Source organism: Paenibacillus sp. FSL K6-1217, from assembly GCF_045040735.1.
GTDB lineage: Bacteria > Bacillota > Bacilli > Paenibacillales > Paenibacillaceae > Paenibacillus_AQ.
Map to the genome: position 1 here is coordinate 614,892 of NZ_CP150271.1, position 25,373 is coordinate 640,264.

Annotated in this window: 25 protein-coding genes and 1 other annotated feature; of the genes, 17 read left to right on the top strand and 8 right to left on the bottom strand. The window is 50.6% G+C overall.

Features of this window, described 5'->3' with window-relative positions:
* Positions 1 to 3 precede the first annotated feature (3 nt).
* The 3 genes from MHH28_RS02430 (at position 4) to MHH28_RS02440 (ending at position 3,140) form a co-directional block, all read left to right on the top strand.
* The gene (locus MHH28_RS02430) at positions 4 to 762 is read left to right on the top strand and encodes an ABC transporter ATP-binding protein (RefSeq protein WP_341186490.1); all 759 of its coding nucleotides are present in this window, start codon (positions 4 to 6) and stop codon (positions 760 to 762) included.
* Positions 763 to 835: 73 nt separating this feature from the next.
* Entirely contained in the window at positions 836 to 1,549 is a 714-nt protein-coding gene (locus MHH28_RS02435) for an ABC transporter ATP-binding protein (protein ID WP_405111292.1), read from the top strand.
* Positions 1,542 to 3,140 (top strand): hypothetical protein, encoded by a 1,599-nt coding sequence (locus MHH28_RS02440; RefSeq protein WP_405111295.1) that lies wholly within the window; start codon positions 1,542 to 1,544, stop codon positions 3,138 to 3,140. Before MHH28_RS02435 ends, MHH28_RS02440 begins: the two co-directional genes overlap by 8 nt.
* Before the next feature lie 105 nt (positions 3,141 to 3,245).
* On the opposite strand, the gene MHH28_RS02445 is transcribed toward MHH28_RS02440, so the two are convergent.
* Entirely contained in the window at positions 3,246 to 4,247 is a 1,002-nt protein-coding gene (locus MHH28_RS02445) for a tryptophan--tRNA ligase (RefSeq protein ID WP_341347376.1), read from the bottom strand.
* Between the two features lie 44 nt (positions 4,248 to 4,291).
* Positions 4,292 to 4,548 (bottom strand) — a binding site (T-box leader).
* 83 nt (positions 4,549 to 4,631) lie between these two features.
* Between MHH28_RS02445 and MHH28_RS02450 the strand changes: the two genes are divergently transcribed.
* From MHH28_RS02450 to MHH28_RS02465, 4 genes are read left to right on the top strand one after another with little or no spacing between them, the layout of a single operon-like run.
* Positions 4,632 to 5,903, top strand: coding sequence for a serine hydrolase domain-containing protein (locus tag MHH28_RS02450; RefSeq protein WP_405111298.1), 1,272 nt, complete (start codon positions 4,632 to 4,634; stop codon positions 5,901 to 5,903).
* Between the two features lie 57 nt (positions 5,904 to 5,960).
* Complete coding sequence (locus tag MHH28_RS02455) at positions 5,961 to 6,836, top strand: MerR family transcriptional regulator (protein WP_405111300.1); 876 nt, start codon at positions 5,961 to 5,963, stop codon at positions 6,834 to 6,836.
* A gap of 33 nt (positions 6,837 to 6,869) precedes the next feature.
* Complete coding sequence (locus tag MHH28_RS02460; RefSeq protein ID WP_405111303.1) at positions 6,870 to 7,355, top strand: GNAT family N-acetyltransferase; 486 nt, start codon at positions 6,870 to 6,872, stop codon at positions 7,353 to 7,355.
* 18 nt (positions 7,356 to 7,373) lie between these two features.
* A complete protein-coding gene (locus tag MHH28_RS02465; RefSeq protein ID WP_405111306.1) occupies positions 7,374 to 7,856 on the top strand; it encodes a GNAT family N-acetyltransferase in 483 nt (160 codons plus the stop codon).
* A 346-nt stretch (positions 7,857 to 8,202) separates the two neighbouring features.
* Here the strand turns inward: MHH28_RS02465 and MHH28_RS02470 are convergent, their stop codons facing one another.
* Complete coding sequence (locus tag MHH28_RS02470) at positions 8,203 to 8,667, bottom strand: hypothetical protein (protein ID WP_405111309.1); 465 nt, start codon at positions 8,665 to 8,667, stop codon at positions 8,203 to 8,205.
* A 21-nt stretch (positions 8,668 to 8,688) separates the two neighbouring features.
* Positions 8,689 to 9,099 carry a peptidase M56 BlaR1 gene (locus tag MHH28_RS02475; RefSeq protein WP_405111311.1) on the bottom strand — a complete coding sequence of 137 codons (411 nt, stop codon included), beginning with the start codon at positions 9,097 to 9,099 and terminating at the stop codon, positions 8,689 to 8,691.
* A gap of 223 nt (positions 9,100 to 9,322) precedes the next feature.
* On the opposite strand from MHH28_RS02475, the gene MHH28_RS02480 reads away from it, so the two are divergent.
* The 3 genes from MHH28_RS02480 to MHH28_RS02490 all read left to right on the top strand — a co-directional run bounded on the left by MHH28_RS02480 (position 9,323) and on the right by MHH28_RS02490 (position 13,812).
* Entirely contained in the window at positions 9,323 to 9,916 is a 594-nt protein-coding gene (locus MHH28_RS02480) for a flavin reductase family protein (RefSeq protein ID WP_405111313.1), read from the top strand.
* 295 nt (positions 9,917 to 10,211) lie between these two features.
* Positions 10,212 to 12,641, top strand: coding sequence for an RNA polymerase recycling motor HelD (gene helD, locus MHH28_RS02485; protein WP_405111316.1), 2,430 nt, complete (start codon positions 10,212 to 10,214; stop codon positions 12,639 to 12,641).
* A gap of 181 nt (positions 12,642 to 12,822) precedes the next feature.
* On the top strand, positions 12,823 to 13,812 hold the full coding sequence (locus tag MHH28_RS02490) for an aldo/keto reductase family protein (RefSeq protein ID WP_405111319.1): 990 nt from the start codon (positions 12,823 to 12,825) through the stop codon (positions 13,810 to 13,812).
* A 50-nt stretch (positions 13,813 to 13,862) separates the two neighbouring features.
* Here the strand turns inward: MHH28_RS02490 and MHH28_RS02495 are convergent, their stop codons facing one another.
* Complete coding sequence (locus MHH28_RS02495) at positions 13,863 to 14,717, bottom strand: LysR substrate-binding domain-containing protein (protein ID WP_405111322.1); 855 nt, start codon at positions 14,715 to 14,717, stop codon at positions 13,863 to 13,865.
* 340 nt (positions 14,718 to 15,057) lie between these two features.
* On the opposite strand from MHH28_RS02495, the gene MHH28_RS02500 reads away from it, so the two are divergent.
* The 6 genes from MHH28_RS02500 to MHH28_RS02525 all read left to right on the top strand — a co-directional run bounded on the left by MHH28_RS02500 (position 15,058) and on the right by MHH28_RS02525 (position 18,290).
* Complete coding sequence (locus MHH28_RS02500; protein ID WP_405111325.1) at positions 15,058 to 15,405, top strand: DUF4064 domain-containing protein; 348 nt, start codon at positions 15,058 to 15,060, stop codon at positions 15,403 to 15,405.
* A gap of 264 nt (positions 15,406 to 15,669) precedes the next feature.
* Entirely contained in the window at positions 15,670 to 16,089 is a 420-nt protein-coding gene (locus MHH28_RS02505; protein WP_405116803.1) for a MerR family transcriptional regulator, read from the top strand.
* Positions 16,086 to 16,619, top strand: coding sequence for a hypothetical protein (locus tag MHH28_RS02510; protein WP_405111328.1), 534 nt, complete (start codon positions 16,086 to 16,088; stop codon positions 16,617 to 16,619). Before MHH28_RS02505 ends, MHH28_RS02510 begins: the two co-directional genes overlap by 4 nt.
* A gap of 68 nt (positions 16,620 to 16,687) precedes the next feature.
* Positions 16,688 to 17,179: a CD3324 family protein gene (locus MHH28_RS02515; RefSeq protein ID WP_405111331.1), complete on the top strand. Its 492-nt coding sequence runs from the start codon at positions 16,688 to 16,690 to the stop codon at positions 17,177 to 17,179.
* A gap of 173 nt (positions 17,180 to 17,352) precedes the next feature.
* Entirely contained in the window at positions 17,353 to 17,733 is a 381-nt protein-coding gene (locus tag MHH28_RS02520) for a hypothetical protein (RefSeq protein WP_405111334.1), read from the top strand.
* Complete coding sequence (locus tag MHH28_RS02525) at positions 17,730 to 18,290, top strand: AAA family ATPase (RefSeq protein WP_405111337.1); 561 nt, start codon at positions 17,730 to 17,732, stop codon at positions 18,288 to 18,290. Before MHH28_RS02520 ends, MHH28_RS02525 begins: the two co-directional genes overlap by 4 nt.
* 815 nt (positions 18,291 to 19,105) lie before the next feature.
* Here MHH28_RS02525 and MHH28_RS02530 read toward each other — a convergent pair.
* A complete protein-coding gene (locus tag MHH28_RS02530; RefSeq protein WP_405111340.1) occupies positions 19,106 to 19,774 on the bottom strand; it encodes a DUF4573 domain-containing protein in 669 nt (222 codons plus the stop codon).
* 467 nt (positions 19,775 to 20,241) lie between these two features.
* On the opposite strand from MHH28_RS02530, the gene MHH28_RS02535 reads away from it, so the two are divergent.
* Complete coding sequence (locus MHH28_RS02535; RefSeq protein WP_405111343.1) at positions 20,242 to 20,514, top strand: hypothetical protein; 273 nt, start codon at positions 20,242 to 20,244, stop codon at positions 20,512 to 20,514.
* Positions 20,515 to 20,734: 220 nt separating this feature from the next.
* Here MHH28_RS02535 and MHH28_RS02540 read toward each other — a convergent pair whose 3' ends face one another.
* The 3 genes from MHH28_RS02540 to MHH28_RS02550 all read right to left on the bottom strand — a co-directional run bounded on the left by MHH28_RS02540 (position 20,735) and on the right by MHH28_RS02550 (position 25,045).
* Positions 20,735 to 21,700: a hypothetical protein gene (locus MHH28_RS02540; RefSeq protein ID WP_405111346.1), complete on the bottom strand. Its 966-nt coding sequence runs from the start codon at positions 21,698 to 21,700 to the stop codon at positions 20,735 to 20,737.
* Positions 21,697 to 22,191, bottom strand: a complete 495-nt coding sequence (locus tag MHH28_RS02545; protein WP_405111351.1) for an RNA polymerase sigma factor — start codon at positions 22,189 to 22,191, stop codon at positions 21,697 to 21,699. The genes MHH28_RS02540 and MHH28_RS02545 overlap by 4 nt, the downstream gene beginning before the upstream one ends.
* Before the next feature lie 208 nt (positions 22,192 to 22,399).
* Positions 22,400 to 25,045 carry a family 16 glycosylhydrolase gene (locus MHH28_RS02550; protein WP_405111354.1) on the bottom strand — a complete coding sequence of 882 codons (2,646 nt, stop codon included), beginning with the start codon at positions 25,043 to 25,045 and terminating at the stop codon, positions 22,400 to 22,402.
* Between the last annotated feature and the right edge of the window lie 328 nt (positions 25,046 to 25,373).

Sequence of the window (25,373 nt, forward strand, 5' to 3'; positions counted from 1 at the left end):
AAGATGAAGAAGATTATTTCGGGTCAAAATATAACCAAACAATATGGCACCGGCGCGGAGCAGCGCAAGGTGCTGGACGGAGTATCTGTCGATATTCACGAAGGTGAATTCGTCTCGGTGATGGGACCCTCAGGCTCAGGGAAATCCACGCTGATGTTTGCACTGAGCGGAATGGACCGGATCGACTGGGGCCTGGTTGCTTTTGAGGGCAGGGATCTGGGAACACTGGAGGGCGATGAGCTTGCGGATCTACGCAGAACGGAGATGGGCTTCGTATTCCAGCAGCCGACGCTGATGAAGAATCTGAACATCCTGGATAATATTATTCTGCCGTCGATGCGCGGTAACCGGCGGAAGGTTGCGGCCATTACAGATAAGGCGCAGCAGCTTATGCACAAGGCAGGGATTGCGGAGCTGGCGAAGCGTAATATTACGGAGGCTTCGGGCGGACAGCTGCAACGGGCGGGCATTTGCCGCGCGCTGATGGGCAGTCCGCGCATTATTTTCGGGGATGAGCCGACCGGTGCACTGAATCTGAAGGCTGCCGAGGAGATCATGGACCTGCTGTCCGGGATCAATGAAGAAGGTACGGCAATCATGCTGGTCACCCATGATGCCACCGTGGCGGCCAGGACGCAGCGGATTATGTTCATGTGCGACGGCCGGATCGTCGATGAGCTGCGCCTGCCGAAATACAGCGGAGGGACGCTGGAATCCCGCATGAACCGGATCACGGCCAAGATGCGGGAGATTGGGATATAATTGAAAATGAACGATCTGCCCGGATGGTTCGTATTATAGTTATTTGCTAACACCAAGGAAGAGGTGAGAGGAAATGCTGACCATTAGGCATTTTACGAAGAGTTATAAGGGCGGTGCAAAGGCGGTGGATGATCTTAGTCTGGAGGTTGAACCGGGCGATATCTACGGCTTCATCGGGCATAACGGCGCAGGCAAGACCACGACCATCCGCGCTGTGGTAGGCGTGCTTGATTTTGAACAAGGGGAGATTGAAATTGACGGCATCTCGATCCGCAGGAATCCGGTAGCCTGCAAGGCGAACATAGCCTATATCCCGGATAATCCCGATCTGTACGATCACCTGACGGGGATTCAGTATCTGAACTTCATTGGCGATCTCTTCAGCGTATCCAGGTCCAGCCGGGAGCGGCTGATCGGTCAGTACGGCGAGGCCTTCCAGCTTACAGCCAGTCTGGGCGATCTGATCTCCTCGTATTCCCACGGCATGAAGCAGAAGCTTGCTATCATCTCCGCGCTGATTCACGAGCCGAAGCTGTTAGTGCTGGATGAGCCTTTTGTAGGACTTGATCCGAAGGCAGCGCATACGCTGAAGACGATCATGGCAGATGTGTGCAGCAGAGGCAGTGCGATTTTCTTCTCCACGCATGTGCTGGATACTGCTGAGAAGCTCTGCAATAAGATTGCGATCATCAAAGGCGGACGGCTGATTGCCCATGGTAAGACCGAAGATGTCAGGGGCGAGAACAGCCTGGAGGATGTATTCATGGAGCTGATCGATCATGATTAATGTCTGGAGATTAACGAAACTGCAGCTGTTGTCCTCCTTCGGCCTCAATCAGGCGCTGCATACCAAAGATCCTGCACAGAGACGGAAGGCGCTGCTGATCAGCATCTCGGTGATAACCGGTATACTCATGATCGGGGCCATATCTTTCGGCTACAGCTTCATGATGGCGAAGACGTTCGAGCAGCTGGGGCGGATGGAACTATTGCTGGCGGTGATGATGGCGGTCACTTCACTGGTCGGCTTCTTCACTACGGTCTATAAGGCAAGCGGGGTGTTATTCAGCTATAAGGATTATGATCTGATCATGTCCCTCCCGGTGAAAACCAGCCATGTTGTGGCGAGCCGGGTGCTTCAGCTCTATGTGATGAATCTGTTCTTCACGCTGCTGGTCATGCTTCCGGCGGGGGCGGTGTATGCGATCCATGTGAAGCCGGGCGTGCTGTTTTATCTGTTTTTTGTAATGACACTCTTCTTCATTACCCTGCTGCCGATTATAGCGGCTACGCTGGTGGGCTCTCTCATTAGCTGGGTCTCTTCCCGGTTCCGGGCGAGCAAAATCCTGAATATGCTCTTCACCTTCGCCTTCATCATTGCGCTGATGCTGGGCTCGTTCACGCTCAATCAAGGGGAGCAGGCGATTGCAGATGTTGGAACCGCCTTAGGTGATATGATCTTCAAGCTGTATCCCCCGGCTTCCGTGTATGTTGATGCGGTCTGCTCGTACAGGGTAAGCGCCCTGATCTTCTTCATCGCAGTGTCTGTACTGGCCTTCATGCTGTTCTCAGTCCTGCTGGCGACCCGGTATAAGGCGATTCATACAGGGCTTATGACCAGCCGGGCAAGCCGCGGATATACGATGAAGCCGCTACAGGCTAATTCAGCATTCAAGGCCTTGTATCTTAAGGAGCTGAGGCGTTATTTCAGCTCGGTCAATTATGTGCTGAACACAGGGATCGGGATGGTGCTGCTCCTGATGATGTCCATTTCCTTATTATTCGTCAGCTCAGAGCAGCTGGGAACTATTCTAGACATGCCGCAATTGTCAGACTCTCTCAGTACGCTGAGTCCGCTGGTTATCTCTCTATTTGTTGTTCTGAGCTGTACGACAGCCTGCTCTATTTCGCTGGAAGGCAATCATCTGTGGATCTTGACCAGCTCCCCCGTGCCCAAACCGGCGATTGTATTCAGCAAGGTGGCGGTGAATCTCACAATTACATTACCGGTTATAGCCGTAAGCTGGGGGCTGCTGGTCTATACCCTGCATGCCGGGTGGATGGAGAGTCTATTCATGCTGGCCGTTCCGGTAATCTATGCCTGCTTTTCAGCCCTGCTTGGCGTTCTTGTGAACCTGAAGCTGCCTAAGCTCGACTGGACCAGTGAAGTTGCGGCGATCAAGCAGAGTGCGTCGGTGCTGGTAACGATGATAATCGGTGTTCTCACGCTGGCTGTTCCGTTCGTGCTGTTCCTGCTGCTTCATGGGGAGGGCGGAAATCTCATTCTGCTGGGATACGGCGTGCTTCTGGTAGCGGTCTGCGCCGGAATGTACAGATATATCCAGATTAACGGGGAGCGGCTGTTTGCGAGGCTTTAGCTGCTGAAGAAACTACTCTTGGAACGGGAGGAGGCCTGACCTGTTCCTGGGAGTGGTTTCTTTGTGTATTCAGAGACAAATGATCACCTATGTCTTAAGTCCGGTCTACGAATAACGTCCTATCCTCGACTTAACCTTCTTAAGCAATGGTCCCGCCAGGGCTCTTGCCTTCCGGGCGCCTTCACTCAAGATTGTGTCGATCTGCTCTGGCGCTGCTATGAGATCATAGTATTTCTTCCGTGGCTCCTCCAGAGCAGCATTAACCACCTGGAACAGCTCCTGCTTGGCCTCACCCCAGCTAATGCCGCTTAGATATTTGTCTCTTAACTCCTGCACTTGAGCGGGTGTCGCAAATTCTTTATATAACAAGAAAATATTAGAGGTTTCCGGGTCTTTCGGTTCCTGCGGAAGCGTAGAGTCTGTTTTGATTTTGCTGATCAGCTTCTTCAGGTTCTCTGCCGTTTCGAACAGCGGAATCGTGTTGTTATAGCTTTTGCTCATTTTCCTCCCGTCAAGACCAGGAATCACCGCTGTGCTCTCATCGACAATATAATCAGGCAGCTTGAACGTATCTCCATAAACCCGGTTGAAGCTTTCGGCGATATCTCTGGCGATCTCCACATGCTGAATCTGGTCTTTGCCGACAGGGACCTTGTCTGATTGAAACAGCAGAATGTCCGCAGCCATCAGAATCGGATAGGTGAAGAGACCCATATTAACACCAGTATCCGCATCCACGCCCAGTTGTTCATTTTGATCTTGGATCGCTTTGTAGGCATGGGCACGGTTCATCAGTCCTTTGGACGTCAGGCAGGCTAGAATCCAGCTCAGCTCAAAGATCTCCGGCACATCAGATTGTCTATAGAAAATCACCCGATCCGGGTCGAGTCCGAGTGCCAGCCAAGTGGCTGCGATACTATAAGACAGATCACTGAACTCGTCTCTATTCTGTATGAAATTTAACCCATGGTAGTCGGCCATGAAGTAGAGTGAAGTGCAATCACTGGCCCCGGCGATTTGCAGTGCAGGCTTGATTGCTCCGATGTAGTTCCCCAGATGGACTTTGCCCGTAGGTTTAATTCCTGTTAATACAATGTCCTTACTCATATTATCCCTCCGTCTATAAAATCAAAAAGGGGTCTTCTCATCCTGAAAAGGACGAGAAAACCCCGTGGTGCCACCTTAATTAGTCCGAACGGTGATCCGGACCGCTTGAACGTATCGAAACATCACTATATGTTTGAATACGCGTCTCTTGTAACGACGAGACATTCGCCAAAGCCTACTTCCTGAAGGTTCGGTTTGGATGCTCAGAAGCCCACTTCGGCATATTCCCTACACTGATTCGCACCAATCATCAGCTCTCTGAAGTATTCGTTATGCTTACTCTCTTCATCATTGCAAAGTTATATAATATTGTATTACTGTATTTTTACAGTACTTTTCGGTGAATGTCAACGGATAGTTCAAATAGGGTTAGGGAGTGAGTCTGTGCAGACAATACGTGCAAAGCTTGAGGGATATACGAATCAGTACCTGAAGCTGTGGGATTTTTACGGCGTGATTCAGGTGATCAGGAAGGGGGAGGTGCTCTTCGAGCGGGCCTGTGGGTATGCAAGTATGGAATTTGGAATTGAAAATACACTGGCGTCACGCTTCTCCCTCGCCTCCATGTCGAAGCAGTTTACGGCCTTTGCTGTCATGCTGCTGCATGACAGGGGGCTGCTGGATGTTAACCAGCCTGCACACCTGTATCTCCCGGCAGAGCTTGCCATTGATGAGTCGATCACCGTTCATCATTTGCTGTCTCACACCTCCGGTCTATATAAATTTTATAATTTTGAGAACGATTTCTTCGGCGGAGATTACCGGCTGGACTATTCCCGGACAAGGTTCTTCCGGCAATACATTAACAAGAAGCCAACCAAGCCGGCAGGAGCAGCGTACGATTATAATAACTCCAACTACAATCTGCTGGCCTGGATCATCGAGCATGTCTCGGGGGAGAGGTACGGGGAGTTTCTGCATCATCATATTTTCCTGCCTCTAGGGATGCGCAGCAGTACGGTGGATGACGGCTGCGCTGTGATTGAGAACAGATCCAGCAACTATATCACAGACTTCGCGGCAACCATCAAATGCCCGTACTATAACGAGAAGTTCAGTATCGGAGCAGGCGGTATTGTATCGGACTGCGCGGATTTGTACAAATGGTATGTCTGTCTGCGTGACCGGAAACTTCTATCGCCTGCAGGCTATGAACGATTCTTCCAAGAGAACGAGAACAACTACAACTACTGCTACGGCCTGGAGCATCACCTGCTATACGGGCAAGACAGGTATTCCCATGGGGGCGATCAGCTGGGGATTTGTACGTATATGCAGCATTTTTACGCTGAAGATCTTTGCATTATCATTCTCTCGAACAATGAAGGAATCAATCAGTACAGACTCGGCAATGCGCTCGCGGATATTCTGCATCATGTGGAGGTGGAGGCTCCGACCCGGCATCCTGAGCTTGAGCTCAGTGAGGGATGTTTAAGGGCGTACTGTGGAACCTATCTACCAGACAAAATTCAGATCGAGCTGATCGGCGGGAAGCTCTACTTCACCAGATTCACCGGCAACGTCCATATTGAGCTCTACCCGGTAGGCGAAGGAGAATTTGTCCAGCGCTATTATGACCAGCTCCACCCCTATAAGATCACTGAGAATGCGCAGGGAGAGAAAATTTTTCTCGGATATGCACGATTAGCCCCTTGAAGTTGCCGCTGCGTCAAGTGATAGGATAGGGATGAGATCACAGGAAGGAGGGCGAAAATGAGCAGAACGATTACTATACAAGAATGTTCAGAGCAGTTGGGGCTAACGAGCCGCACCTTGCGGCACTGGGAAGCGGAAGGATTGTTTCAGAGTAAGAGAGAGGTCTCTTCCGGCTGGCGTACATACGATGAACATGCGCTCAAGTGTATCAGGATAACAGCGCTGCTGCGGAGAATGGATATCCCGATCAGAGAAATACAGACTGTCTTGGATAAGAGTTCTGTGCCTGTGCTTAAGCAGGTTATACAGAACAGGATAAGGGCTCTACAGGTTCACCAGGAAGAACTCGAACGGGTGGGACAGCATTTACATCAGGTACTAGATTACCTGAATAATTCCAATAAGAGGACCTCCATTCAGGAGGAACTGCTTAGCGAAATGGAGAATGTCTTTATGAGTAATATAACCGGGCAGTCCACATTCAAAGTGATTACACTGCCGGCGATGAGAGTAGCTTATCATATCGTGGTGGACCAGTCTCCTGAAGATAAAGCGATAGGCCCTATCATGGATTGGCTGGAAGCTGCTAATCTTCTGGGCACCGCGCGGTTATTCGGCGGAAATATGAAGCCTATGCCAAGTAGTGCAGGTAAACCCTATGGCTATGGAATGTGTGCGACAATTCCTGATGGAACCACCGTGCCGGAACCCTTCAAGGAAATGACCCTGCCCGGCGGGCTATATGCCAAACTGGACAGCAGTGACGATATTGGGGGCTCATGGAAAATGCTGATGGATCAATTAGCCCATAGTCCAAAGTACTGCTCGGACCGCAGCAGACTTTGCCTGGAAGAGCATATCCGCAATGACAGCTCTGCGGGCAGTGGCAACCTATACGATTTATCTTTACTGGAACCCGTTGTATTGAAATAATTGTAGCCAAACCCAAGAAAAGAAGGGAAGTAAATGAGCATTGAGTTCAGTAAGATCAGCCTGTTTGAACGGGGGACATTGCTGGAGCTGTTACAAGATGCCTATTCCTTTGACGGCAGGTATGAGCAGAGCTGTCTGGAGGAATGGCAGGAGTTCGACAACTTTTTCTTTGACAATCTGCAAATTGCAGATAAATATGGGTTCATGACTATGCTGCATGGTAAGGCGATTGGCTTTGTATCCTGGGACCCGAGGCAGTTGCCCCAATATGCTGAAATCGGCCATAACTGTATTGCGACTGCTCATAAGGGCAAAGGATACAGCACCCTGCAGCTTCAAGAAGCGGTTCATCGTATTCTGCGGAATGAAGTGCAGCACATTCTAGTGACGACTAATGACGATCTGATCCCCGCCCAGCGGATGTATGAGCGTGCCGGTTTTATTTTGCAGGGGAAGCGGGACATGGGGCCTGGCTCCGTACTTAAGGGTGAGCATTGGGATTACGTCTATAAGGTATAACGTCAGGAGGTACATACTATGAAAAAGTCAGAGGTTACACTAGGTAAAGCTACGGTGAAGGATGCGGCGGATATTCATGCTATGCAGCTTCAGGCCTTTCTTCCGCTCTTGGAGAAATATCAGGATTACGAGACAAATCCGGCTAATGAAACGCTGGAGAGGCTCGTAGAACGGATGAATCAGGAATTTGTTGATTACTATATCATCCGAAAAGCCGGAAATGCTGTAGGCAGCATGAGAGTCAAGAAGACAGATGAGCATCATTACTGGCTCAGTCAGATATGCGTATTGCCGCAATACCAAGGTCTGGGCATAGCCCAGCAGGCATTCGCACGGATTGAAGAGATCTATGCGGATGCGCAAACTTGGGGGCTGGCTACCGTCGTGCAAGAGGAGCGTAACTGCTATTTGTATGAGAAGCTGGGCTACAGAAAGACCAGTGAAACCCGGGAAATCAATGATAAGATGACCTTGTGCTTTTACGAGAAAACTCTTAATTGAAGTTAACGCCTGCAGATATGAAATGCTGCATAAATTGCAACTCCGATTCATTGATATATTAGTATTTGCGAGGATTGTTGTATGAAAAGCAGGAATAATCCGATCAACGGTTTGGTAGATGCGGGAAAACTGCCTTTTGTGCAACAATTTTTTGATTACGGGCCATAGAGTGAGCAGAATGTTGCAAAATGTGCAGGATTATTACCAGTAACATGAGAAGCATAAAAAATCGACGAATATGCCACCCCTTGTCCTAGGGGGAAAATGGCTTGTTCGTCGATAGAACTTCGTTCATTTCGCCCTACGGTCAGCAGCGCGCTGAATTTTTACATCATCTGGTTCTAACTTAAAAGCCACCAGCCATGGCTGGAGTTTGATTGGTTATAAGAGAAGAATATCCATTTCCTGTATATGCATATACAGTTCCTTTAGCTGAATAATTACCATATCCGAAAGTATTAATTTCAGTTGCCACGTGTGCGTAGGTTGAGAAATTATTATAACTTCTAGGAGAAATGGCTACTAAAGCTCCATCTTTATATAAATACGTTTCTGCACCAATATAACCTGTTGGAACTGGTTCCCATTCAACTTGGTTGTTGATGTACGTTTGACTTTTCATATTATTTGCGGCTGTTCTATCAATCTCACTCCAGGCAGTGTATCGGTAGTATTGCCCGTTTATCAGGTAGGGCCCCACAATTTTAGGAGGACTTATTAAAGGGACCGCCGATGCTATAGTAGCTGTAGAGCCAATCAAAAAACCTGCCATTAACACACCTGTAACCTGCCTGATTTTTTTCGTGAACATAGTATTATTCCTCCTTAGTATCTACGGTTTAGTTTCGCCCGCCAAAAAAGTACCAATCACCGTTTTGCCGTCTTTTTCGTATAAGGGGAGTTGCCTCGGGCCTTTCACTTGTTGCTTGTTCATCAATGCGGTTGCTTCTTCAGGTGTTTTTGGCATGTCGCCATCCAGATCTTTTTTACGGATATAACCTGCAACACCGTCTTCGCCGATCGCTTCAATCAAATCCGGTTTCTCTTCATTTGTACTTGCATGGAATGCCGAACCGTAGGTATCGCCGTTCTCATTTCTCGGATAGACAGGCACAGCTTCAGAGGATTGATTTTTTGGAGAAATGGTTGATTCTGCTGCAATCGTGCCCAAGAGAATCCCCGCTGTCAAGATGCCGCCGGCGATCAGAATCCGTCCTACGAGAATCGGAAAAGCCAGCTTCATTATTCCGCCCCTTTCAAGTTAGATTGGCCGTAAATGAATAGCGGACTCACAAACAACAAAATACATAAAAAGGATTTAATTACAAGTAAAATTTTACCACAAATATTGACAAAAACAAGAACAAATTTTATGGATCTCCACGATGATCAGGAGCAGCTTGAATGGCAGGCGTTTGTGCATGATAATGGGGATGACGCTTATCCAGAAAAGAGGAGGCACAATTATGATTTCGATTGATCCACTACAGGGCACCGAACGGGATAATTATAAGCTTCTGGTCGGGACGATTATTCCGCGGCCGATTGCTTTTGTCACCACGCTGGGGGATGAGGGGGTCTTGAACGGTGCGCCGTTCAGCTACTTCAATATCGTATCCTCCAACCCGCCGATGATCTCCGTCTCTATTCAGCATGCCGGGGGGCAGTCCAAGGATACAGCGCGGAATATTAAGCATACGAAGGAATTCGTGGTTCATATTGTGGATCAGCAGAATGTCGGGCAGGTGAATATGACAGCGGCTCCTCTGCCGCCGGATCAGAGTGAGGTTTCTCTAGCCGGACTGACGCCTGTGGATAGTCTGCATATTGGTGTACCCGGGATTAAGGAAGCGAAGGTGCGAATGGAATGTGTGCTGGAGCATTGCCTTGAGCTGCCTAATAATGATCTGATTATCGGCAGGATCGTGCAGTTTCATCTGGACGAAGCGATCTACGAGCAGGGAAGAATTAATCCGGTGGCATTAGGGGCGGTCAGCCGACTGGCCGGGAATCATTATGCGGGAATCGGGGAGATTTTTGAGATCGAGCGGCCGGTATGACCGTGCCCAGCTATTCTGATTCGGCGAGGGTTGCCGGAAATGTAAGTTAATAAGCTACTATAGTCTCTAATACACACAATAAAACCCTGGCGGAAACGCCAGGGTTATCTGTGTCATATAAAAGGATTGCATCGTGTCAGGGAATATGTTAATGTTAATAAACTGTCGGCCATTTTAACTTGAAATGGTCAGAGTTAATGCATCTTATTTATATCTTAAGTATAGCAAACGGACATCCAGTTTGTCAAGCCGCCAGTGTGGAACGATTTCAGCAAGAAAAAGGAGTGTTCAGAGGATGGAAGAGACAAAGGTCTGGAAGCAGGAGCAGGAGTGGCTGGAGCAGGTGAAGGAGAAGCTGATCGCGGGGATCGCTGAGCTGGAGCCTGAGGTCGGGCAGCTGAAGGAGCAGGCTGCGGATATCCGCCGGGGATTCTGGGAAGAGGTCACAGTCGATACGAACTCACAGGAGGATTTTGAGGAGAGCTTCTTCACCATCACCCAGCAGGAAGCGGTTTTGTCTGAACGGGAACGCAGTCATGCGCGCAAGCTCCGGCAATGGAAAAATATGCAGCGGCTGCTGCCGTCACCTTATTTTGGGCGGATTGATTTTCGGGAGGATGGGCAGAAGGGGACGGAACAGGTCTATATCGGGGTCTCCTCCTTCGCGGCTGCAGACGGCCTGAGCTTCCTCATCTATGACTGGCGTACCCCGATTGCGAGCCTGTATTACGACTATCCGCCGGGACATGCGGCCTTCGACACACCGGGAGGACGGATCACCGGCCGGATGGAGCTGAAGCGGCAGTACCAGATCCGCGGAGGCCGGCTCCAGCATCTGTTCGATTCGAGCGTGACGATCGGAGATGAGCTGCTGCAGCAGGTGCTGGGTCAGGGCGCTGACTCCCAAATGAAGAGCATCGTAGCTACGATTCAGGCGGAGCAGAATGCCATTATCCGTAACGACACGAGCCGTATGCTGATTGTGCAGGGAGCGGCGGGCAGCGGCAAAACCTCGGCAGCGCTCCAGCGCGTAGCCTACCTGCTGTACAAACACCGTGAGCGGCTGACGGCCGATCAGATTGTCCTCTTTTCGCCCAATCCGATGTTCAACAGTTATGTGTCTACCGTGCTCCCGGAGCTAGGGGAAGAGAATATGCAGCAGACGACCTTTCAGGAGTATCTGGACAAATGGCTGGGAGCCGCGTTCCGTCTTGGAGATCCGTTTGACCAGATGGAATATGTGCTCACCGCCCAGCAGCAGGAGGGTTATGCCGCCCGTCTTAAGGCCATCGAGTATAAAGCTTCGGAAGCGTTCCTCCACGCTCTTCAAGGATATGCGCACTGGCTGAAGCAGGAAGGGATGCTGTTCAAGGATATTTGCTTCCGGGACCGTGTGCTCATATCAGGTGAACAGATCCGGGCCAAGCTGTATAGCTACGATCCTTCCATTCGTCTGCCGAACCGGGTGGAGCTGGTGCAGAAATGGCTGCTCACCGAGCTGGCGGCACTACAGAAGGAAGAGCAGGGGGCAGCTTGGGTAGAGGAAGAGATGAATTACCTCGACAATGAGCAATACGCTGCAATTCACGGTAAGCTGCATAGAGATAAGGGCGTGTTCGACTTCGCGGAGAAATACCTCCGCCTGCAGGAGATGCTGGTGCATAAGCGGGAGCAGGATGAAGGGGATTTCGATTACGCCGAGCGGGAGCAGGAGCTGCTGGGAGAGATGATCGTGAAGGAGCAGTTCAGACCGCTGAGACGGGGGATCAGGAAGTTCACCTTTATCGACATGGCCGGGCTCTACCGTCAATTGTTCAGTGATGAAACGGCCTACAGGAAGATGACAGGTGAGACGGAGGTGCCGAAGCTATGGCCGGAGATCTGTGCGCAGACCCGGGAGATGCTGGACAGCGGGACACTCTGGTATGAAGATGCGACCCCATATCTGTACATGCAGGAACTGATTGAAGGCGTGCGGACGAATACGCAGGTGCGGCATATTTTCGTGGATGAAGGCCAGGATTATTCGATGTTCCAATACGAGTTCCTCAAAAAGCTGTTCCCCCGCGCCCGAATGACTGTTCTGGGAGACTTCAGCCAGGCGATCTTCACACAGGCGACGAATCTGTATGGGGACCGTTCACCGCTGCTTCAGCTGTACGGGGAAGAGGAGACTAGCCAGTTCCTGCTGGTCCGCAGCTACCGCTCGACCTTCGAGATTGTGGAGTTCACCAAGCCGCTGCTGCCTGGAAGTGAAGGAATTGTGGCTTTTGAGCGGAGGGGCAGTAAGCCTGTATTGTCTAAGCTGGGGAGCAAGGACTTGAAGGCAGAGCGTATCATGGAGGATCTTGCTAAGCTTCAGGCTGAAGGCTATAGCTCTATCGCTATCATTACGAAGACGGCCGCCGAGAGCAGAGAAGCGTATGAGAGTCTGGCTGCTAGTGGAGGGGCGCAAGAGCTGAAGCTGATTACGAAGAACACGCCAACTTTTGAAAAAGGAATACAGGTGATCCCCGCCTATCTCGCCAAAGGCGTCGAATTCGACGCGGTGCTAATCTACGATGCTTCTGCGCAGACGTATCATAGGGAGAGCGAGCGGAAGCTTTTTTATACGGCATGTACTCGGGCTATGCACCGGCTGCAGCTGTATACTGCGGGAGAGTGGACGCCGTTTGTTAACGGTGTGGATGAGGAGTTGTATGAGCAGACCGTAGTTACACCATAGATCTAAGAGTGCCTCTCCAAGTGCTGGAGGGGCCTTTGCATGTTGAGCCTGGTTCAACTATGAGAACGAAGCGAATGACTCTGTGATACTTTTTTCATATCAAAAGGATCGTTAAATGATATTTCACCTATTAATAGTGGTTTGTTACGCTTAAATTACTATTAATTAAGGAGGTAAGAAGATGGAATATCGGAAATTGGGTGCTAGCGGCTTATCGGTCAGTGAGATTGCATTTGGAAACTGGATTACGCATGGTGCTCAAGTGGATTACGACACAGCCAAAGCTTGTGTCCATGCTGCATTGGATGCGGGAATTACTACATTTGACACGGCAGATGTGTATTCGGACACGAAGGCGGAGACGGTGCTGGGAGAAGTCTTAACAGGAGTGCGGCGGGAAAGCATCGAGTTATGTACCAAGGTCTATCAGCCTACTGGAACAGGGCCCAATGACCGGGGGTTATCCCGGAAGCATATCATGGAAGCTTGTAACTCTTCGTTGAAGAGGCTGCGGACGGATTATATAGATATTTATTACGCCCATAGGTTTGATACAAAAGTTTCGCTGGAGGAGACCTTCCTGGCATTCTCTGATCTGGTGCGTCAAGGGAAGGTTCTGTATGTGGGGATCAGCGAATGGACCGCTGAACAGATCACACAAGCCGCAGTTTTGGCCCGGGAGCTGAGGGTTCCCCTGGTGGCTAGCCAGCCGCAATATTCGATGTTATGGAGGGTGATCGAAGCGGAGGTTATCCAGGCTTCAGAGCAGGAAGGAATCGGGCAGGTTGTCTGGTCACCGCTGGCCCAAGGAATTCTGTCGGGAAAATATCTGCCGAATCAACCGGTTCCACAAGGGTCCCGTGCCTCGACTTCGGCGGGCTCTCCGTTTTTTGAACGATTGGCTGGCCAGTGGCTGCACCCCGAGGTTCTTACGGCGGTCTCCAGACTCTCCTCGCTTGCACACGAAGCGGGGCTGACGCTGCCGCAATTGGCTATTGCATGGGTGCTGCAGAATCCGCAGGTGTCGTCTGCAATCATAGGGGCATCCAGACCAGAGCAGGTACAAGAGAATGTGAAGGCTTCAGGGGTACGTCTTGAACCTGAGCTGATGAGTGAGATCGACAGAATATTAGAGGGGTTAGTTGAGCGTAATCCTGCAAAAACAGGCTGAATAAGTCTGTTTGCTCACCTTTCACCTGGAATTATGGTCTTGTAAAATCTCTACAAATGCTGAGAGGATGGCCTGATCGTATCCGTTCTCCAGGCAGCATAGAAGGGGACAGGCGGCGTGTTTTCTTCGAAGGGTCTGAATACGACTCCGCTGCGCTGGAACACGGAAACCGAAGAAGGGACAATGGAAACCCCGAGGTTCGCTGCTACAAGGTTTACAATGGTATACATTTGTACGGCTTCCTGTACAATCTGAGGGTAAACATCATGCTTTGCGCAAAAACCCATAATAAGATCATGAAAAGGAAGTCCGTGCTTACGCGGAAAGAAGATAAAAGGCTCGGCACGCAAAGCGGAGACAGGCAATACTGGCAGTTCAGCCAAGGGATGTTGATCAGGCAATACGGCAACCAGAGTTTCGTTGATCAAGCTGCAATGACTAACATTTTTAGCCGGTTCAATGAAGCGAAGGAATCCAATATGGATGGTACCGTCATGCAACGCCTGCCATTGCTGGGCAGAAGTCATTTCCAGCAGATTCAGCTGGATTTGAGGGAAGCGTTGCCGGAAGATTTTGAGCACATCCACCATGATTCCGCCCTCTGCGGAACCGATGAAAGCAATGTTCAAATGTCCAATGATGCCCTGGCTTGCCAGTTGTACCGTTCGAATAGACCGCTCCAGTTGAGATAAGATCCTTCGGGCTTCCTCCAAAAAGACAGATCCCGCCGGGGTGAGACGGACTTGACGCTTATTCCGTTCAAATAGCTTCACACCCAGTTCTTGTTCCAGTGCTTGAATCTGCTGGGTCAACGGAGGCTGCGTCATATGTAATTTCTCTGCGGCACGATGGAAGTGAAGCTCTTCCGCAACCGTAATGAAGTATTGTAATTTTCGTATATCCATTGTTGTGGTCCTCTTTCCTGGTGATAAAGGTAGTATAGCATAAGGGGGAGGGTCGACATGTATACTGCGAAGCAGTTAGCTTAGGAGCTTCACCGCGAAGATGCGCAGATGAATCTGGGGACAGTCAGATACTATACGCAGAAATCAGCCGGGACACGTGGCCTTCGACACACCGTGAAGACGGATCACCGGCACGATGGGGCTGAAGCGGAGTGATTAGTAATTTGATTGAAATGTAAAATTGTCGAAAAAGTTAGAAATATGTAAATCTAGGTATATACAAATTTCTATTAAAGTAGTAATATTCTCCTGTGAAATAATTACCATGGGGGGATTTGGAATGTTTGCAATGGGTCTAATTGGTGGTATTACTGGTATTATCGCCTCACTCTTAGCGATGGCTATCGGAGGCGTTGATGCTGCTTTTTCGGATAGTGGCACTTCAAGTATTACAGGGTTGGCAGTTTCTGCGTTACTATTCAGTATTTTGGGAATAGTTGGTTCTGCGTTCTCTAAAAGTAAGCCAAAACTAGCAGGATTTCTTATGTTGGTTAGTGGTGTAGCTGGGGCTATCAGTATTTCGTTGTTCTACGTTCTTTCAGGAGTACTACTTATCGTGGCTGGATTCATGGGAGTTTTAAGTAAGAAAAAAGCTGGAAATTCCACAGTTCCTCCTGTATTTGAATAAGTACAGAACAATTGTGAAAATTTAAATTTAAATTTAATCTATAAATTATACAGTTTGAATTTTTTTACTTAAAGCCTATCAACCAGTTAAGGTTGGCAGGCTTTTTTCTTTTTGTAATTAGGACCTATCAATCTTTTACCTCTGATCTTCAGCAATACCCAGATCTCAAGTAAAGTGAGAACATTGACATTCTTTATTTGTTACACTAAACTGTAAATGATACAGTTTAGTGTAACTTTTGTTTTGATAAGAAAGGTGAGTACTATGAATACGTACACTGCGAAGCAATTGGCTGAGGTACTGCAGAACGAAGATCCGCAGATGAATCTGCGGACGGTCCGGTACTACACGCAGATCGGGATGCTGCCGCCGCTCGAATTGGCCGGGAACAAACGGGTCTATACCGACAATCATCTGCACTATCTGCGCGCCATCCTTGTCTTGTCCAAGAGCGGCGAGACGCTGGCTTCGGCACAGGAGAAATTGGCGGGATTGCCGCTGGATGATGTGATCAAGCTCGGGGATAATCTGCGGCTGTACCAGTCGGATCAGATGCTCCATAGTGAGCTGCATGTTATCAGTGAAGATGTAATTCTCTCCGTTAGCCCTCGGATCTCGCCTGCGTTGAAGGAGAAGATGGTTGAGGCCGTCACCCGTTTACTTCAAGAGGAGGGACAGGTATGATCCAAATGCGTTTTGCAAAATCTGCTATTGAGCATGAAGAAGGCATGAATCATCTCTGGATTCAGTTGGCTCCGCCGGGTCCTGTGCAGAATGCCCGCTTACAATTCATCCTTCCGGCAGGGCTTCACCGGTCTCCTGATCTGAGTGGTACTGTTGAAGACGGCAGTGGGAGATTAAGGATTAACGAGATGCTGGCACTAACGGACCTGTACTTTGAAATTTTCACGCAGGAGCCGATCCCTTGTGGGGAATATACCATTAATGTTGAGCTGTCCTACACGGGCGGCGATGGAACGTTAACCAATGTGAAGCAGGAAATCCCGCTTATGGTCGTGTCTGAGGAAGAGTCGGCTGCGATTCGTACCGATGAGGAAGTAGTGCGCAGAATTAAAGAACTGCGAGGGATATGCGGCAGCAGTGAACTGAGACAGTGCAACGAATACACCCCAGCTAAGCTAATCAGGCTTGATTCAAGCGCTATGTCGGAATGGGAGAAGAAATACCGCGTTGAAGGGGTAATAAGATATTAATGACTAAAATCTAATTGAAACAATGTATAGTGCGATCCATCTAATTGCATCACAGGCAGGTAAATCCTATGAACTATGAGAATGCCGGGGATATTTTGCCGGAGAAGCTGTTACAGGAAGTGAAGAAATATGCAGCGGGCAAGCTGCTGTATGTTCCGCAGGATAACCACAAGAAGGCCTGGGGCGAGGTTTCGGGCCACCGCCAAGCTCTGGTCAGACGTAATCAGATGATGCTTAATAAATTTCTGAATGGGACCCCGGTCTGTGAGTTGTCGAAGGAATACTTTCTGTCCGAGGAGACGGTCAAACGTATTGTGTATTCCAAGAAGGACACGAATAAACTGGATTACCATCCCACTACAAACTCCGCCAAAGCCTACTCGGAAGCAGGCATGCTGGAAGAATGGATTCATACCTATCTGCTGTTCGGCCGCGCACAAGGGGAATTGGAGCTGAATTGCGGCAATCCATTGCTGGAAGCGCTTAAGCGCTCTGAGGTGAGTGAGTATCCTGTGATCCTATGGATTACGGAGCTGGCGGATTATGCTATGCACGGATAGGCTTATGCCGGGAATAGCTTTAACTATTCTCGTCATATGACCTTTCCCGGCTCTCCGGTATGATTAAGATATCACATAAGGAAAGGCAGACGTTGGGGATGATCTACGGGACTACAGGTTGTGCAATAGAATACGCCCGGCGGGGGGCGATAGAGGAGTGGTTACAGCTCTTTTTGAGAAATGACGGGGGGAATGTGGTATTTGCGGACGGATTACTGCTGGAGCCTAGAACGTATACGGGACCGGTTCGCATGGATATCACGAAGTTTGGCATAGAAGAAGGCGCCCCAACGTATTTGACCAGAGCAGATGAAATTGCCGGCTTTTATGACATTGTTGAGCAGATGACGGAGTGCTACAGCGGGTGGGATATGCCTTCGTTGATTGTTAATTATGCTGACGGGAAATTTGAAATCAATGACGAGTGTCACAATAACGTGGCCTTGCATCAGATGAATATTACCTATGCCACCGTGATATTCTGGACGAGTTCAGAGGCGGATCAGCGGTATGTATTGGAATGCTTGAGTGAAGAGAGGACGGAGAACGTATGAATAGCAAATGGCCATTATTTATTATCACCGGAGCCAGCGGCGTAGGCAAAACAACGGTGATGCACGAGTTAAGGAGACAGATGACGGAATTTGTGCTGTTCAGCACGGATGACGATAATTTCGGGACAACGGGCCAGAAGCTGGAGTATCAGGACCGGTATAATGTGCTGCTGCATTGTGCGCGTGCGGTTGCATTGTCGGGAAGAGGGACGATTATTTGCGGGACGATGATGCCTTGGGACGCTAAGAAATGTGATGTTTACAATGCGTTCAGCGAAGTGCATTTTATTAACCTGCATTGTGACGATGCCACCCGTAATGCCCGCCTGCGGGGCCGTGAGGATACAGCGACCTGGACCGACGATATGCTTAAGCAGCATGAGGAATTCGCGCAGTGGCTGCTGGACCATGCAGATTCGGAGTATGACCCGCCGATGCCAACCTTTGATTCAACGTCTACACCTCCGGCCAAGCTCGCTGAGCAGATTAAGGAGTACATTGAGTCACAATGGAAGGATAGTTCCGGGCTTGCTCCAGCGCCTGAATCATTGGTCTGAGTTTCTCTCTGTTAACAGTGGAGCGGATGGATTGTGCAAAAGTTAAGATGTGAGAAGCGTCCCGATCCAGTTTATGGTTGTTGGGACGCTTCTTTTTTCTGGCATTAAATTACATATTACAACTTAGGTTATTGCTGGTTACTTATCAGATTGTCTAAGAATATTGTAGCATAACTCAACGTGAGGAGGTAAATCCTATTGTCCAATCCCAATATGCCGAACATCACCCCTACGATCACTCTCTCAAGAGATGATGTTATCAATCTGCTGTTCTCCTCCATTGCGATGGAAGAGCTCGGACTGGCCCATATCATTAACGCTGAAGGCGAGAAGATTCAGTTCGCTCTGGGCACACTCCCCGGAATAAGCGGTCCCCCGGCCACACTGGCTCAAGTGCTGGAGGTCAACAGCAGTACTCAAGCCATGCTGGACACCATTTTCCGTCAAGAAATGATGCTCGATTCCAAGCTAAAGACCGCCGCAAATGTTCCCACGCTGAGAGGACCTATCGGACCTACCGGCCCCCCCGGGGGCGTCACAAGTGTCAACGGCCAGATCGGCACGGTCGTGCTGAATGCCGCGAATGGGGTCTTCCCGTTCACTATTGAGCCTTCGGGCAATCTCCTCGCTCCGTATATCGAGCCAGGAGTCTACAGCTCGGACAACCCGGACGGTCCGTGGCCATATGACAGTCCAGACGTACTTCACAAGGCCGTCTGGACTCTCTATGTCTCCCGTGTCGGAGACTACGTACAGCAACTCTACATCTCCAACCCATCGCTCTATTACCGCAGCAGTATGCAGGCGGGAGCCAACTACACGGACTGGATTCCCATCGGTGAACAGGGCCCGACTGGAACCACTGGTGCTGGAGTTACCGGATATACGGGAGCCACGGGAGCCACGGGGTCCACGGGAGTGACTGGGGTTACAGGAGCCACTGGTGTTACGGGTCCCACGGGAGCCACTGGTGTTACGGGTCCCACGGGAGCCACTGGTGTTACGGGTCCCACGGGAGCTACGGGTACTACAGGGGAAACGGGAGTGACCGGAGTAACCGGGGAGACGGGAGTGACCGGAGTAACTGGAGAAACGGGAGTGACTGGGGTAACAGGTGAAACGGGAGTGACCGGGGTAACAGGTGAGACGGGAGTGACTGGAGTAACAGGTGAGACGGGAGTGACTGGAGTAACAGGTGAGACGGGAGTGACTGGAGTAACAGGTGAGACGGGAGTGACTGGGGGAACAGGGGAGACGGGAGTGACTGGGGTAACAGGTGAGACGGGAGTGACTGGGGTAACAGGTGAGACGGGAGTGACTGGGGTAACAGGTGAGACGGGGGTGACCGGAGTTACAGGCGAGACAGGAGTGACTGGAGTGACTGGAGTGACCGGGGTCACCGGATTAGCGGACCAGTTTTTATTTGCAACCCTTTCCACAAACGCCACTATCAATACTTCAGGTCCCGTTCCTTTTGACAGCATTATCACAAGTTCAGGAAATACTATTACTCTTTCTACGACAGGAACGTCACGAGGACAAATAACATTGAAAAGAAATCATGTATATTTGGCCATGTATTCTGTATCTACCAGCAGCAATAATTCCGAATTTCAATTTTTCAGAAATGCTTCAGAAGTTCCAGGTACCCAGACCGTGAGTTCCAATAACTCTAATGCATGTCACAGTTCTACAGCTATTATCAATCTTTTAAATCAACCTAGTGATTCAATTCTTTACCTACGAAGCCTATCATCTAATGTAGTCATGCGAAGCGATTATTGTGAGGTCACTGTAGTCATGTTATTTTAAAACCTGTTCCATGCCGGAAAGTAGTTCTCTTTATTCTTAAGCCGCAAAAAGTATGCAGAGCAACGGTTCTCCATTTACTGGAGAGCGTTGCTCTGCATTTTTGTGTTATCTGCAGCTTGCATTAGTACAAGGGAACTATTTGATCTCATGGAACATAAGCGGAGCGCTTGCCGCGGCAGGGACATCATTCTCCTTTGTTTTACGCAGCGGCGCGACGGCAATTCCGGGCGGCAGAGCATTTAACACCCCTGCTCCTATTGCTCCAGATTCCATTAGTCTTGGTGCTACTCTAATCGTACCCGTGACAGGTGTCAGTGAGACTATTGATTTGTTTAACGATGGTGACAGCGCGGCTGTTACTTCAGCAGGCGGGCGTCTGGCAGCCCAAGTGTCTATTGTGAAATTATCGTAATAACTGTAAGCCTCAGCCCCATTCGTGGGGCTGTTTTCCTTAGCGCCAGTCCGTTCGCGGAGCATCCACTAAAGCAAGCGACACGAGTACATCGCACTCAAAAAACAAGAGGTGTCCCAAGTGGCCATTTCATGGCTTTTTGGACACCTCTTTTAACTCTAGTATGTCTATTGGATAAGCTGGATAGTTATGAGCACTACCTATGCGGGTAAGCAGCCGCTTACTGCTTCATACTGTTCCAGAGCGCCTCGAACGCGCCGGACTCAATCTCGAAGAATACCGGAGCATTGCCGTAGCGCACGATTCCCTGGCCGAATAATGTCAGCTCCACCCGTGCCTTGTTATCAAGCTGGAAGTAGATGATCTTGCGGTCTTCGCTGTCATAGATGCCTTGCTCTGTCAGCGGCTCGGCGGCGAGTGGCTTGGCGGTCATGAGGGCGCTCAGGAAGCCGTCCAGCGCGGCGCCTTCCGGCAGCGGCTTATTCTGCTGCAGGCCGTTATTCCAGCTGTTGAAGCTCTCCCACTGGGCGGAAGCGATATGGCCTTCCAGATTCAGCTTGCCGAACAGATCGGCCCCGCTGTTCACCGTAATCCCATTGGTGTGTTCGTACAGTTCGGCGAACACCTGGCCGTCAGCCTCTGTATAGGACATGATCATGAACCCGGAATCATAATCCTTGACGGCATAAATATCCGTCTCACCAATGTTCGAGGCCAGCTCCGTATACGCATCCTTGCCGCTCCATTCGTCGATTCCGCTGGTCGTCCGGCCCAGCTTCTCGCCACGAAGTGCGGCGGCATCGGCCGCTTCGATACGGGTCGCGGCTTGAGTATAGATATTGCCTTTGTATACGACCAGGGCGATCATATCTGCGGAGACACCGGAGTTTTTATCAGGCAGCTCGATCTTGGGAATGACAATTCCAGCGGAGTTCCCCGCAGCGGGTGTACCCGGATCTACCTGGGCCACTTGATTCGGGGTTGCCGTTCCATTCAACTGCTTCATGACGCCGGGTCCGGCCAAGCCGATGGCGGCGGCGACCAGTACGCTTGCTGCGATATAGACCATTTTACGCGGACGGCGTTTCTGTTCCATTTTATTGACCAGTCCTTGCTTCATCGTTTCATTTGATTTCATAGTATCCACCGCTTTCTTATATTGGGTTCGAAACTGATCTTCGTTCATTCTGTTTCTGCTCCTTCCAGCTCCAGTCTTAACAGCTGCCGCCCGCGCTGAAGTCTCATCTTCACCGCAGACTCGCTGATTTGCAGAATCCTGCTGATCTCCTGGACGGGGTAATCCTCGTAATAGTACAGATGAATCACAGCCTTATACTTCACCGGCAGTGCCAGCACGAGCTGCAGAATAGCTAATTCCTCGGGGTTATCGGACGTTATCGGCTCCACGCCTTCGAGCTTGACCTCGCGCTTGCGCCAGCCTCTGCCCAGCAGATTCTTACAATGGTTGGTAATTACACGGATCAGCCATGCTTTCTGATGTTCGTCATCCTTGAATACTGGAGCTTTCTCCATCAGCTTGATGAAGGTGTCCTGCGTAGCTTCTTCGGCATCCTGGCGGCTGCCCAGATGAACCAGGGCAATCCGGTAAAGCATTTCTGCATAGACTTCGTAACTTTGTATCACATGATTGCCCGGCCGGGTCATGGGTTGCTGCATGAGGTTATGCCCTCCTTTATCTATAACACCCTTTAGGACGGCATCCGGTCACATTTTGTTTCCGGTAATTTTATATGGCTGCATGAACAGGTGCCCTGGCGGCAAAAAAGAGGGGATAGAACAGTCCTAAGACTGTCCCATCCCCTCGGATCGAGGCCATATAAAGCGGCTCAGCATACAGCCGCATGTCAGTTACAGCATCCCGCTGTTACTCGGGTGTTCCCTGCGTCACTCCATGCACATAAGTTTGCCAAGATGTATCCAGCGCCCCTTGGCCCGGGTTATAAGTGAAGGAGTATTCCACGGTATCGCCTTGCTGCACGTTATTCACCGCGTAGGTGTAATTGCCGTTGCCTGTAGAGGTCATGGCTACATTCTGCTGGCCGCCGCCGTTGATCTTGTAATGCAGATCGGCGAAGGTGGCTCCATTCACGTAGAAGAGCAGGTTATTGCCTGTTTTCTTCAGGCCGCGCACCTGATCGCCGATCACAATCACGGCCGGAGGCGGTGAGGTCACGGTAATGGTGCTGCTGGCTGTTTTGTTACCGTCCGCTGTTGTCGCCGTTACGGTTGTTGTACCTGCTGCCAGCCCGGTGACGAGACCACTCTGGCTTACAGAGGCGGTATTGCTGTTCGCCACACTCCAGGTAACCTGCTTGTTGGACGCGCCGGACGGCGCTACATTGGCGGTCAACTGGACATTCTGTCCGGCCTGCACCTGGGCAGTGGCAGGAGTAACGGAGACGCCGCTAACTGCGACGTTGCCCGGATTACCCGGATTGCCGGGATTCCCGCCGCCGCTGCCGTCCTTGTAGACCCGTACATAATCTACCTGCATCGTTGCCGGGATATCGGACGGAGCAGGGGAGAGCCCGCCGTCGAAATGTCCGCCGACCGCCAGATTCATAATGAGATAGAACGGCTGGTCGAAGGGAGCATTCGGGTTATTCGGTGCAGCTACGGAATACCACTGCGATCTGTTGACCTTGAAGAAGAATTTGCCGTCCACATACCACTTCACATTGTCGTCTTCCCAGACCATGGAATACACATGATAGTCGTTCGCGAACGTCTGGCCTTGCGGGAAGTGGTATTCACCGGCGATGTACTTGTTCACCGGCCATTGGCCGCCGAAGTGAACCGCGCCGCTGGTTGTGCCGGGCAGCCGTCCTTTGGCTTCCATGATGTCGATCTCACCGGAAGCCGCCCATGCCCCGTAAGCGGCATCCTTCGGCAGCATCCAGAGGGCGGGCCAGATCCCGTTGCCTGTCGGCAGCTTGGCGCGGATGTCCACCCGGCCGTATTGGAAGGATAGATGGTCTTTGGTGTTGATTTTGCCGGAGGAATATTGTGCATACCGGTTAGGGTCCTGCGGGAAGGACTTCGGATCGTTCTTGGCCCGGATATTCAGTTGTCCGTTCTGCACAAAAACATTCTCCGTACTGTTCGTATAATGCTGAAGCTCGTTATTCCCCCAGCCCCAGCTATTAGGGTCATTGGTAATATAGTAACCCTGCTCATAGTTCCATTTGCCGGTGTCGAGCGCAGTTCCGCTGAACTCATCCTGCCAGATCAGGTTCATGCCGGCCACAGCCGGATCTGACGGGGTACCCAGCGTAATATCCTCCTGATCGCTCTCATCCGGACGCGGGGCATTCGGGTTGCCGGTGAAGGTGTAATAGACATAATTGCTGCCTACATTTCCGCCCTGCTGCCCGTTCAGCGGATAACCGATGCGGATCTCCATATTCTCCTGGATCGGCTGGAACCACAGTCCATAGACATAATCGGACCAGTAACCCCACTGGTTGGCAGCGGACATATTGTTGTAGCCGTTGCCTGCGTACACGAAGCCGCTTTGGCCGGAATTGCTCAGATCGACCCACTGGCCGCCGATTTTGATCTGATAGACGTATTTGCCCAGCTCGCTGTTAATCGGTGCGCCCCCGTCAATTTTTGGCAGAGGAAAACCGATAGATCCGTTATTATCTGCAGTAAATGCTGTGCCGTCATAAGCCGACAGGACATATGAATTTCGGACCGGCTGGTTGAAGGTGATAGTATAGACCAGACTGGCGGACGAGGTCTTCGATTCCAGCTTGACATTGATGGATTCGGTAACGGTGAACCAGTATCCGCCGCCGCCCTCGGTGAACTGGCCGAAGTTGCTGTCATAGATCCAGCCGCTCGCCGCGTTGTTGTTAATGTCAATCCAGGTGCTGCTGCCGACCGGCTTCACGAATACCTTGAGATCCTCTGCCACGGCTTCATAGGTTAAGGCCGGATCATTGTTGAAGGTTGGGTAAGTGAAGCCTGCACCTCCCGTAAAGCCTGCTGTCAGCTGCGGCCCTTGGGTAGGGGTCATGGCGGTGATGGTTGTTTTGTTCAGATTCTGAAAAGCAAGCGTGTAATTCAGCGTAACCCCGCTGTTTGCCTTCGAGTAGAGCTGGATTTCGGTGGTCGCCGAGAGCGTGAACCAGTAGCCGTTCTTCCCGCCGTCGCTCCAGTGCCCCCAGTTCTGGTTGTAGACATAGCCGCCTGCGCTGTCGATGTCTGTCCAGTTGCCGTTTACTTTTACTTTGACGCCCACATCATCCGACACATCGCTCCATGCAGCAGAGCCCCCGTTGAATACCGGCATGACGAACCCGTAGCTGGCCTGGCCGACACCTGATTTGGAGATCACAGGACCGTCTGCCGCTGAGAAATAAGCCATTGAGCTAACCGTGGTGCCTGCTGCCTCTGCGCTCTTTGAACCAGGGAGCTGGCCGATGCCGGACAGCAGCATCAGGACCAGAAACAGACTAAGTACCTTCCGCTTAAAACCGGGTTCCATAAGGTGAAGTCGCTTCATACTTGCCCTCCTTTAATAATATGGTAGTGAAGGTAACCGCTTACATGTGAGAGAACATCTTTATTCTATCGAATCTGATCCCCCTCTAAAAGGGACAATCCTTTTTGTTATGACCCAATTTTTTGGGTTTTGTTGCCAGTGATGGGCTGTTGGGGAGGCGAGTAGGTGGGATGTATGCGGAAAACAGTATACAATGGGCTCGCTCAAGGCGCGTGGGCCAAATGTATGCGGAAAACAGCATACAATCGGCTCGCTCAAGGCGCGTGGGTCCAATGTATGCGGAAAACAGCATACAGTAGGCTCGCTCAAGGCGCGTGGGCCAAATGTA